An 11,190-nucleotide genomic window follows, 5' to 3' on the forward strand; every position below is an offset into this window, starting at 1 on the left:
GGTTAACGAGTTCCAACTGCTTTGCGAGCCGATGTTAAGTCGAAGATCGAAAGCAATGACGCCGTGTGCATCACCGATAATGGAACACGCCGCGGTTTGAAAAACTGCCAACGAAGTAGTGCGATCTATTAGAACAGTTTTGCGAAGCAGGTAAAACGAATGAACACGAATCGGAAACCAATGATGAAGTCAGTATTCATCACGCCATTCAGGCGATCAAGTGGCTCGACAATTGGAAGGGCCTGAGGGATGCCCCTTTCTTCACGGACTACATCTTCTCCACCATTCTTGAAGTGACGGGTGTTCCGCGGCCAGATTGTGTCAACGCGCAAGAGGTGCAGGAGCCGGCTGGTAATTCGTTAACGTACGCGTGGGATCAGCCTGATGCCAAAACCAACCGCTCCCCCCCAGTATTTTAAAATGTTAGGATACATGACGAGCGGGCAATGACCTCGGACTACATCGCCGGTAACGTGAATACAAACCACGTCGACATCCGCCGCATTCTTGCATCACTTGGAAGGGTGGGGGTGGTTTCATCCACGGAGGGAGCGTGAGCCGGCACAACGCGAGCCGGCACAACGCGCGCCCAATCCGCCAAATGAATCACTCTTGGCGACGTGTACCGAGCGATGGAACCGGGCAACCTATGCGGTGAACCCCGAAACGATCCGAACCCGCTTTGCTCGGTTGGCCGCTGCGTCCAGACCTTGCTGAAGGAACACGTTGAGCATTTCGAGACGGCGTTGAAAATGACGATGGACAAGGTTACTGTAACCCATATTCTCGCTGACATGCATACATCGAAATAGCGTGGACGTTTTTTACCTGCAATCGTAACTCGTTTAGTTTCACAAAGGTCCAAAATGAATCAGCAGCTTCTTGATCAGACGGGCAGACATCGCCCACTAGCCAGAATCCTAATCGTTTCGTTTGCCGCTGCCCTTTGCCTTGTGACTTACACGGTGAAGGGAGACGAAACGGAGGTGTCGCTGGGCACATCTGCTCCTGCTCCAACCAAATCAGAAAAAGATGCCGAGGTGGATGCAATCAAGGGGCAGATTGCTAAGTATCTGCGTTCGGTTGACGACGCAGACACGCAGTTGGCGTCCGAGGTTTGGCTGAGCTCCCCGGAGGTTTCATTCATTCAGCCTCGGGGGCATCAGCACGGCTGGAAGCAGGTGAAGCGGAGTTTCTATGAGCAGACGATGGGAGGCAATTTCTCTGAACGCACACTGCGGATCATTGGCGACGTGTCCGTTCACGTCTACGGAGATACTGCCTGGGCTGAGTTCTACTGGGACTTCAAAGCCAAGTTCGAGGAGGACGGGAAGACGCTGAACACCAAGGGCCGGGAAACCCAAATCTTCCGCAAAGTGGCGGGGGATTGGCGGTTGGTCCACGTCCATTACTCGGGTATGCCGGTAAAGGGTGAAGAGAAAGCGTGTTGTCCGAGCGCTGCACTCAAGACACCACAACTTGCCATTGAACTTCCTGCCGAGTACAAGAATCCTGATGGCATGACGATTCAGGATGGATTGATTTGGCTAGTCGTCAACAATGGCGTGCAAGATGCGCCAAGTTGTATCGTGAAGATAACGGCTGACAATAAGCTAGAGAAGGTCATTGACCTTCCCGTAAATCCAGATACAGGGATAGTCAGTGCTCTATGTTTGGTTTTTGCCTCTGACGGACATTTGTATGTCTCAGATAACCAGAATATCAAGGGCAAAAAGGAACATGGGCAATCACGAATACTGCGTGTCGTGATGGAAGATGGCAAAGCTACTGGCGTTGAAGTCGTGGCTACTGGAGTCAACAAAGCCAATGGTGTTGCTGCAAAGGGCGACAGCCTTTTTGTTAATGAGTCGAGCTTTGGTGCGGCAGTCCCAACAATCAGTGGAACTTATCAGTTCAACTTATCTGATTTGAAGGCTGATGATCCCGTTAGAGTAGATGGCACGGCAAACGATCCACATGTTATTCTCACAATGGAGTCAGAGGGTAAGTATCCTATTGGAGCGAATGGAATTTGTTTTGACGGCGAAGGCAACATGTATGTTTCGAACTTTGCTGATTGCGAGATTTGGAAAGTCGCTTTCTCTGAAGCAGGCAAAGCCCAAAAGGGGGCGCTCTTTGCTAAGGTCGATTGCGCTGAGAGTGTTGGCGGGATGCAATATGATGGCAAGGGGGAAATTTGGTTTGCCGACTTTGATGGTTGTGCTGTTGGCAAAGTATGCGTGAAGAGCGGGGAGTCATGCTTGGTAGCAAAGAACGCTCCTTGCGATGGAGTTAATGGAGAGTTGGATGCCCCGTCTGAGTGCATTAGGTTTGGAAACAAAGTCTATGTCTCCAATGTTGACATCACACTTGGACCTAACATCGCTGACGAAACTCATACAATCTCCGTGATTGATCTCGATTAAGTGCTGCTTGGCATATCCGAAGGAAGTGCTCTTCCGCCACAACGCTTCGCCTGTGATGCTCACAATGGCCTCATAGGCGAGACTTTGGATCGACTCGTCTTCGAGCTTCCTTCTCAATGAGGGAACGGCCTCGAATGGCTAACGAGCTGAGTTGTCCAAGAGTTCAGCCTGAATGACCCTGAATTCCATAGTCGCTCTTCTTTATGGAAGCCAAATAACTTCAGATTCACCTACGCCAGCTTGAAAGAGGTTTGCAAATCGAGATCCAAAAAATCCGCCGTGGGAAAAAATGGACGAGCCGTAGGGTCGCCACAATGGCTTGCAAATTGCAGGTAAGCTCAGGGCTTATGGCGATCGCCTTACCCTGTGGCACCGCCTTGGATAACCGAAATGTAAAGTAGCCTGAACCAGACCCTCGATCCACGACCGTTTCGGTTCCCTTGAGTTCCAACGCCTGCACAACTGCTTCTGACTTTTGCCATTCCGCTCGATCTGAACGCTCAAGGAACTTGATGTAATCCTGGACTTCTTCGAACGGCTTCAGCTTCGTCTTGTCGATTCCGGCCTTGCTGAGTGGGCATTCGATGGGAGGAAGAGCTTGAGTGTCGTCAGCAGCCTGAATACTGGAGCAGCTTTCAAGGGTTAAAAACGTGACAATGATAGTGGCTAGACGCACCATGCCCCAACACCGGACAGATGGCAACAGGTTTGACAGTCTCATTGGAATTCGCTTCATCTGATTTCGCATTTCTGTCCGTTCCATTTCGTGTCAACTCTTGATGTCATGCACAGGTGTGTCTGCGAAAGCGTCGATACTTTCGATCTCGATCACATTGTCCTTTACCCAAAATCTCTTACATCAATCCTTGGTTTTCTTCTTCCGCTCCATCCGCGTCGACGTTCGATTCAGCCGGGAACCAACCCTTCGTTCTGACACAGAATTTCACAAGCCCCAACATTAAAGGAACTTCGATCAACACGCCCACGACGGTTGCGAGCGCCGCACCGGATGACAATCCGTACAACATTGTTGCCGTCGCGATCGCCACCTCGAAGTGATTCGACGCTCCTACCATCGCTGTCGGAGCGGCGGATTCGTAGGTGAACCCCATCGCTTTGGAAGCTCCATAGCCGAGTGCGAAAATCGCGACCGTCTGAATCGTCAGCGGAACTGCCATCCACAAAATGGTGAGTGGATTCTCGACAATCGTTTCGCCTTTAATTGAAAACAACAGCACCAGCGTTGCCAGAAGTGCCGTGATCGTGACGGGTGTCAGGAAATGCAAGAACTTGTCACGAAACCACACTTCTCCCTTGGTCGCGATGAGCCACTTGTGTGATAGGTAGCGATCGGGATTGAAATCACCGGAGCATCGTTCACGTAAATCGCCATATTATCGAGCGACTTTGCAATTCCGGGAGCGACTTTGCCCATAGCAATCCCCGCAACGATGCAAAGCCCTACCCAGACAGTCAGGTAACGCTCAAAGAATCCAATGCCCTGTTCATCTGCCGGGCAGGCTTGTGGTTGAGTCACTTTTCAATTCCTTCACAATGGCAATCGTCCATCGCCGATGTACGCTATTTACAGGCAAAAAAACTTCGTCACAATCCCGCGACGAGAGTTTTGAGTTGTTCGAGTTTGTCGGGGTTGATGCAGTAACAGATCTTCGGCCCATCGACTTCGCCCTGGATCAGCCCCGACTCTTTGAGAATTTTGAGGTGCTGTGAAACGGTCGATTGAGCCAGCGGCAGACAATCCACAATCTCGCCACAAACGCAAGCTTCGCGACCGATCAGCAACCGCATAATCTGTACGCGAGCCGGGTGCGCGATCGCCCAAGCGAGCTTCGCAAACGCTTCCTCCGTCGGATCCGCATTTAGCTTCACCGGCATCGAATCGCAGGGTTTCTTGGTGGATTGCTTTGACATCGGGTTCCTTTATCGTTGATCTGCGATAGGCGATCGTCTCAGCCACGTCAATGTCGCTTGTCATCCACGCATTGCCTCAACAAATGGAATACCGAACAATTCCAGCTCAGCGGTAGTCGCTGCTGAATACCTGCAGTTCTCTCAGGGCTCTGGCCATTGCAAGTGCTGATGCAGAAACTTGAATGTCTCGTTCCCTTTCATGGTGTGCCCCCCTTGGAAAAACTCGATGTTTCGGCGATTCGGAAATCCCAGTTGGTCATAGAGCCAACGAACTTTGGCGAATTCGTACGCCACCCATTGATCAGGGGCGACCTTATCATGATGCCCTCGTTCGACCATGAATGGTCGGGGTACCATTAGATAGGCCATCTCCGCATAGCTGAAGGTGCTGCCCATGTTGAAATAGGGCATTTCCCATTCGATGGAGATCATAAAGCTGTGTCGGTCACGAGTGTCAGCTACTTTCCGCGTCCAGTCGTTGAAGTCGGATGCGCAAATGGACAGCGCGTAGCGCTCCAGAATCGGCGGTACGCGCACGGCCGTCTCTCCGCCATAGCTGTTTCCATAGAACGCGATCCGGTTGCCGTCCACAAACGATAACGAAGCTAGCCACCGTGTGATCTGATCATGTTGGGCGAGAATGAAGGAAAACAGCGTGGCCTTGATGCTGTTCGCCTTGCGGTCCAGCCAGCGATAGCGGTCCTCGCCGCGGTACAGGTTGTGGGGCGCGAAGACGATGAAGCCTCGTTCCAGCAGGCGACCTGCGGTGTTGTTGTATCCGCCGTTCATGATATTCGCAGGCAGCCCATTCCGCCCGTGCTGCAGTACCACGACCGGCCGCCGCTCACCAGCTTGCAGGTCTTTGGGGACCATCAGAATGCCCCACGCGATCAGGTCCGGGCAGACATCCAGCACCACATCGTAAGCTGCCCATTTCGGTTCGTTAGCGATCAGACGCGTACGTGGATTAAACGGCATCAGGGGTTCGTCGAGTTTACCCAGGATCTCTTCCCACAAAAGCTTTCTGTACGATCGGGATTGCTTGACGAATTCGTCTGGCGCAGTGGTTGGGAATTCCGGCTTCGTGGTCCACTGCGGTGATTTGAATTCGGGGAGCAATTTGTGGAGGTAAAAATCATTGCGGACGTGGTCTGAGTCGCGTACCAGGCGTTGCGTATAGTCATCCAGCTCCCACACCTGTCGTAGCTGTCTCGCAGCAACGTCGTTTGCTACGTGGTTTGCTACGTGGTTTGCTACGTGGTTTGCTACGTCGTTTGCTACGTCGTTTGCTACGTCGTTTGCTACGTCGTTTGCTACGTCGGCAGCTGGGGGGGAGTCACTGGCGTGCGCCAAGCCATTGTCTATATCTAGCATTCCTGCAAAGTCTTTGACGGCTCGATCGGACCACGGGCCAATCGTCGTCTCATCGGCCCCGATGACGAGCCGGCGATCCTGGAATCCCGCCTGCGTGAGCGCATCGATTCGGGCGACCTCACGGCGGACATCCGTTGAGGAAGGCGTCGTGAGGTTACCCTTCTGGTCGGTCACATCAGGGACCGGGCTGTGTTCGATGACCAACGGCCGAGGTGCAATCAGGGAGGCAATTTCTGCGTCCCCGAACTCGCGCAATAGTGCCCAGACATTCCTGTAGATCGGTTCCTTCCAGATAGCCTCTCTTGGACCGAAGTATCCGCTGACCATGGCTGCGTCGATTCGCGTATCCACGGCGGCGCTGTACAACGCGATCATGCCGCCTTCTCCGTAACCGGCAACTCCGATCGATGCGTCCGAGTCGGCCGTCGATTCCAACCAATCCACTGCCGCCTGCACTTTCTGCACCTCATACCCAATGATGTGCCGTCCCATATGAAATGCTTGGCGATAGATCCACTCCCGATGGGACTGCGTATTTTGGCCTTCAAAGAGAGAAGTCCGGTCGATCAGTACCGGCACTAGCCCGAACATTGCATCCGCCTGTGGTAGACGCTTTTGAGTTTAGCTGGGATGGCATGGGCCACTTTGGAGCATCGATTTGATCGTCTTTTTTGTTGGCGGCGCGGAGTTCCCCCTTCCCCCACGTTGACCATCGGCTCGCGGGTTGCGAATTATCTCTGGCGATGGGCAAGGCTAATCGCTACGGCAAAGTCGCAGCATCACGTCGTCCCATAGCGCCGCCGATGGACAATGGCTGCAAAGATGAAACACCACCCGGCGAGAAGTCACTTGGACCCGAGCGGCAATCTTCAACAGTCGCAGGCGAATGCTGTCCACACGCAGGCGTGAATGCTCGGTGCCCGAAAGTGCCAGTCGCCTCAGGCCATCAACCAACACATAGGCCAGCGATGAGAGCATCAGTCGAAATTGATTCGCCATGAATCGCGTGCAACTGGTTCGGTCGGCGAACAGACACAACTGCTGTTCCTTGATCCGGTTCTCCATCTCACCACGCATGCAGTACATCGTGCGATAGAAGTCTTCCGGATTCCAAGCGACGCTACACTGTGTCCCGGCTTCCTTGACTTCCCAAGGTTGTCGCTTGCCGTCGACCATCGGCCGGTGCCTTGTCGTATCAACAATGCCCGCGTCGCTGGGCAGGTTGGTGACCACGAAACGCGGGTTGGCTCCCTTGCCGGTGTACTGTGCCTTGCCGACAACCCAGCGATGACGATCCCAAGTCCTGGACGTTCGATAGCGAAACCATTTGAAGCACGCTCGCTTGCCACCGAGATACGATTGCTGAATCCTCGCCCGAGTCATTTCGCAAGCGATTTCCCGCACCAAAACCTTGTTTTTGGGTAAGCCGAAGATGTAGCCGACATCGTTCTTGTCGCACCATCGCATCAGCGGTTCGTCTGCATAGCCGCCGTCGCCGCGAAGGATGATCTTCACGTCAGGCCAACGCGAACGAATCTTCTGGACCAGTAACTTGGTAACCGGCCGAGCATGATGAGCCGCTCCGACACTACTGGGCCGCAGATACGAAACCAAAATCTGATCGCCGCAGAAAACGTAAAGCGGAAGGAAGCAGTAGCTGTCGTAGTAACCGTTGAAGAACCGACGCTCTTGGTTGCCATGGACGGTGTCATCGGTCGCGTCGTAGTCCAGGATGATTTCTTCAGGCGGCTCGTCGAAGCTATCCAGGAAGGTATCGACGAGGACTTCGTGAAGCTTGAAGATGGCCTTGGAGTCGATTCGGTTTTCAAACCGGCAGTGCGTCGAGGGACTGGCAAGCGGATAGGCGCCTTCGCTGTAATCGTTTTCTGCTGGCGTCCTTCCGGCAGCCACTTGAAAAGCGGGATCGTGCCGCAAGGCGTCGTGATCGTTGGCGTCTTGGTAACCGGCGGCGATGCCGAAGATTCGGCTGATGAGGATCTCGTCTTGCTGATGCGCGGTGTAGATCGGATCACGCGGATCGGGGATGGCTTGATCGACCCTTCGGATCAGATCGAGCCGCCGATCAACTTCGCGAAGGAGCACCAAGCCGCCATCGGAGGTGAGCGTTCCACCGTCGAAGTCAGCATCAACAGCTTGCCGACGTAGGCGTTTCAGAGCAGGACGTTTTCGTTTACGATCTGTCATTGCAGAAAGCCTTGGGCCTGTGGAAATTGAGGTGTGGTAACTCCAATGACTATCAGGACTAAGGCTTTCGCGCTAGTGGGCAAGCTGAATCCGCGGATGCAATGTTCGGGCTAGGACACGAACACCGCGCTTCACAAGTCGCAACGCGACATGTCGATCAGCGGGAATGCCCTTCACAAGACCCGCCATCTGTTCCGGAAACTCCTCCGCATCCGGCAGCAAAACAACGTGGGCTGTTGGCTTGCCGCATGGTTCCAATAGCAGTCCCTCGGCACAAACTCCCGTCAGCACCGGCCAGCGTACACGCCAAATCTGATACGAATCATTCGCGTATATCATGGCCGGGCGATCATCGTCGCCTACTCGCTCCATGCGAACGGGTACTTCCACCGCCGGCAGGCCAATGTTGTGGTTTCGCTCGTGGCCGCGATCCACGGCTCCAATGATGGTCCGCAGTCTTTCGCGGTTTGGTGATACGGATTGCTCATACGCGATCCGGGAAGACAGGTCTCGGCTCCAATATTGTTGACGATTGGTGGCCGACTGCGAGATCTTTCGTTCGATGTACCTGTGAGCACCGTCCATCAACCGCACATCGAGTTTATCGTCCCACATCAATCGTTCTGTCCCTGCCAGAATCTCGGGTGGTTCCTCCCATGTTTGAGCAGGCAGCGGTCGGACGAACAGGAGACAGTTGGTGCACAACAACAGCGCCAAGAACAGACTTGGACATCGATACAGTGACCAATCGGCCTGAGTCGCTTCGACGAGACGATCTGATTTCATAAGACGCGTTCCCTAACCACGAGAGTCGCCGCGCGAGCTACCACGCGAATACACACGCGCGAATGCACTCACTCGGAATGCAGCATTGTTTCAGTAAAAGTCGGTGTGGTGATCGTCGCGGTCAACGATTTGAGTCGACCGAATCGGATCGCCGTGCGTTTCGGACACTCGTCTAAATTCGTCGATATCGTAAGCGCGTTTGCTGTGGTGAATGGTCGAGGGGAGTGCTCTCCCGTGTGATCTCGAGAAGATCCAAATGCGTCCGTTTCTGTCCACAAAATGACTGGGTTGTCATGCGCACCACTGTATTTGCAGAACGTATTCATTGCCAGACGGCTGGTTGATGTACTCAATGGCCGATAACCGTTTGCGTATTGGTTCAGCGTCACCGGATCGTCGGAGTACGCGATAGTGGAGATGCCTATTGCCAGCATCGACAGCACGAAGACGGCAGAATCGATGTCGCTTTTCATGGCGTCTCGCTTTTCAACTTAGACAGCCTTTCTCGCAAGGATTTGCTTCGCTTCGACTTGACGCAACATTTCGTCGATCGGAACCAATCCGAATTTCTTTGCGATGTCGGCGATACGCACCTCGGGTGAGCGGCTCTCGACGATCGACCATTCCTCCTCCGCGAACGTGCGAATACGAATCTTATCTCCGTACCTGGCAAAGATCTCTGGGAACACCTTCATGATGGGCCAAGTGTGCACGACCGTCTTCTCAAGATTAACCGTGGCGACTGCCCACGGGTTCCAGCGTGACGTCGTCGCGATGGCTTCGCCCGTTACATCACAAATCTGGCTGGTGTCTTTTCGTGTGCTCGTCGCTATGACCAGACGATTCGTCGCAGCCGCCATCTTGATTTGCCGGCCACCGCCAAAGGCACTCGGCCAAACAACGATCTCCGCTTTTTTTTCCGCCAACCGCTTCCATCCGTCGGGCCAAAAGACATCGAAACAGATCTGCATGCCGACTTTTCCGAAGTCGGTCTCAAACACCGGAGGATCGATCGGCCCTGGGGCCAAGCCCTTGGCAAGCTCCCCTTCCGTAAGGCGAATCTTTTTGTAAGTACCAACATCCTTGCCGTCACGATCAATCAAAATTGCCGCGTTGAAGCAACGTCCGCCCTCGGTGACATACGTGGGGCAGACTACATAGCAACGATTTTTTGCGGCAAACTCGGCTATCGGACGACACAACGACGCAAGCGGGGCGGTGGCAATCGCTTCGGCGCTCGGTCTATTGGTCGAAAGGTTGGCAACGGGAAACACTTCAGGCAAGCAGATGAGGTCCGGCTTGGACGTCACCGTTTGCCCCATCAGATCAACGATCTTCGCTACCATCGCTGTCGGAGAACTCGCCTTGAGGTCCTGTTGGCAAACCGTTGCGATTCGAACCTCGCGAGGAAGGCGATTTGTTGGAAAGTTCACTTCATCGCTGTGGACCGCGTCAGGCAATGCCAAACTGCCTGCCGCTGCTGCGGTGCCTGCGACTGCTGCGGCGCCTGACATTGTCAGGAACTGGCGCCGTCCACTTTTGTTTGACGAATCGGACATGCTGCTAACCTGAGAATTGAATTGGGGAGGGGCACGAAATATAAGTGCGCACGAAATCGATTTGCACACGAAGTTTAGGTGCAAGCGAAATCTTAGTGCAACTGTATCTTAACCCCTCCGTGTCGTGTTTGGTTACGCAAGAACGCTAGGGTTAACGGAGAAACAGGTTTTGACCATCACGAATTCGATTTGGTCATCGCGGTTCTACGCCGCAGCTTTTCATGGTGTCTCCGTTGATTCAGGAGGCAATGCGTTCATTCTTGGCTCATCAATGTCAGCTCGTGTATGATTGTGCCATCAAGGATCGATCAGTTCACGTTCATCTTGCTTTGACTTGCCGTCGCATGAATCAGCGTCGCGAACTTAGGAATTGGACTCGCTCCGATCAACTGGCCGATCAACTGGCCGATCGGTTGGTTGTCGATCGGTTGGTTGTCGATCGGTTGGTTGTCGATCGGTTGGTTGTCGATCGGTTGGTTGTCGATCGGTTGGTTGTCGGTCGAAGGTATCGTAAATTCTTGATTCGGCGAAACTTAGAAACAATCGGGGCGACAAGATTTGAAACTGCGACCACTGCGTCCCGAATAGAGGCGAGACAACTATGTAACTTCTTTTCCCGCTTTTGCTTACGTTTGCTAAGACGGCGAACGGTCCGTATTCGGGTCAGAGGTCCAGGTGGATTCAGCAACTCGTCAGGGTAGTTCGCATCTAACCAAATTGCATTCAATCAAGAAAGCGACTCAGTGCCACTCAAAGAGTGAACGCTGACTTGCACCAACTTTCTTCTGACCTCATGAAGTGGGCTCCCACTGGTCAGTGTTCCCACTGGTCAGTCGTAGCTTTCGTCGTCATCAACAACCCTGGTACTACCCAGCGGCGTTTGGCGACGATGTGCACCGCACATCGGT

8 protein-coding genes and 1 pseudogene are annotated in these 11,190 nt (G+C 53.5%); 1 reads left to right on the forward strand and 8 read right to left on the reverse strand.

Going from position 1 to position 11,190, the window contains the following annotated elements; translation table 11 throughout:
• Window positions 1-866 precede the first annotated feature (866 nt).
• Complete coding sequence (locus CA13_RS29750; RefSeq protein ID WP_146402851.1) at window positions 867-2,426, forward strand: nuclear transport factor 2 family protein; 1,560 nt, start codon at window positions 867-869, stop codon at window positions 2,424-2,426.
• An 854-nt stretch (window positions 2,427-3,280) separates the two neighbouring features.
• Here CA13_RS29750 and CA13_RS29755 read toward each other — a convergent pair.
• The 8 genes and pseudogenes from CA13_RS29755 to CA13_RS29785 all read right to left on the reverse strand — a co-directional run.
• Window positions 3,281-3,772: pseudogene (locus CA13_RS29755) on the reverse strand (arsenic resistance protein); the annotation flags it as partial.
• Complete coding sequence (locus tag CA13_RS36210; protein WP_473087504.1) at window positions 3,700-3,963, reverse strand: hypothetical protein; 264 nt, start codon at window positions 3,961-3,963, stop codon at window positions 3,700-3,702. The gene CA13_RS36210 and the pseudogene CA13_RS29755, both read right to left, overlap by 73 nt.
• A 68-nt stretch (window positions 3,964-4,031) precedes the next feature.
• Window positions 4,032-4,358: an ArsR/SmtB family transcription factor gene (locus CA13_RS29760; protein ID WP_146402853.1), complete on the reverse strand. Its 327-nt coding sequence runs from the start codon at window positions 4,356-4,358 to the stop codon at window positions 4,032-4,034.
• A gap of 141 nt (window positions 4,359-4,499) precedes the next feature.
• Entirely contained in the window at window positions 4,500-6,323 is a 1,824-nt protein-coding gene (locus CA13_RS29765; RefSeq protein WP_146402855.1) for an alpha/beta hydrolase family protein, read from the reverse strand.
• A 162-nt stretch (window positions 6,324-6,485) separates the two neighbouring features.
• Complete coding sequence (locus tag CA13_RS29770; RefSeq protein WP_146395205.1) at window positions 6,486-7,937, reverse strand: IS1380 family transposase; 1,452 nt, start codon at window positions 7,935-7,937, stop codon at window positions 6,486-6,488.
• A 72-nt stretch (window positions 7,938-8,009) separates the two neighbouring features.
• Window positions 8,010-8,723 carry a hypothetical protein gene (locus CA13_RS29775; protein ID WP_146402857.1) on the reverse strand — a complete coding sequence of 238 codons (714 nt, stop codon included), beginning with the start codon at window positions 8,721-8,723 and terminating at the stop codon, window positions 8,010-8,012.
• Between the two features lie 68 nt (window positions 8,724-8,791).
• Window positions 8,792-9,196, reverse strand: coding sequence for a hypothetical protein (locus tag CA13_RS29780; protein ID WP_146402859.1), 405 nt, complete (start codon window positions 9,194-9,196; stop codon window positions 8,792-8,794).
• Between the two features lie 18 nt (window positions 9,197-9,214).
• The gene (locus tag CA13_RS29785; RefSeq protein WP_146402861.1) at window positions 9,215-10,282 is read right to left on the reverse strand and encodes a carbon-nitrogen hydrolase family protein; all 1,068 of its coding nucleotides are present in this window, start codon (window positions 10,280-10,282) and stop codon (window positions 9,215-9,217) included.
• Window positions 10,283-11,190: the final 908 nt, after the last annotated feature.

Origin of the sequence: Novipirellula herctigrandis (genome assembly GCA_007859835.1) — a bacterium.
In the GTDB taxonomy this organism is placed as follows: domain Bacteria; phylum Planctomycetota; class Planctomycetia; order Pirellulales; family Pirellulaceae; genus Novipirellula_A; species Novipirellula_A herctigrandis.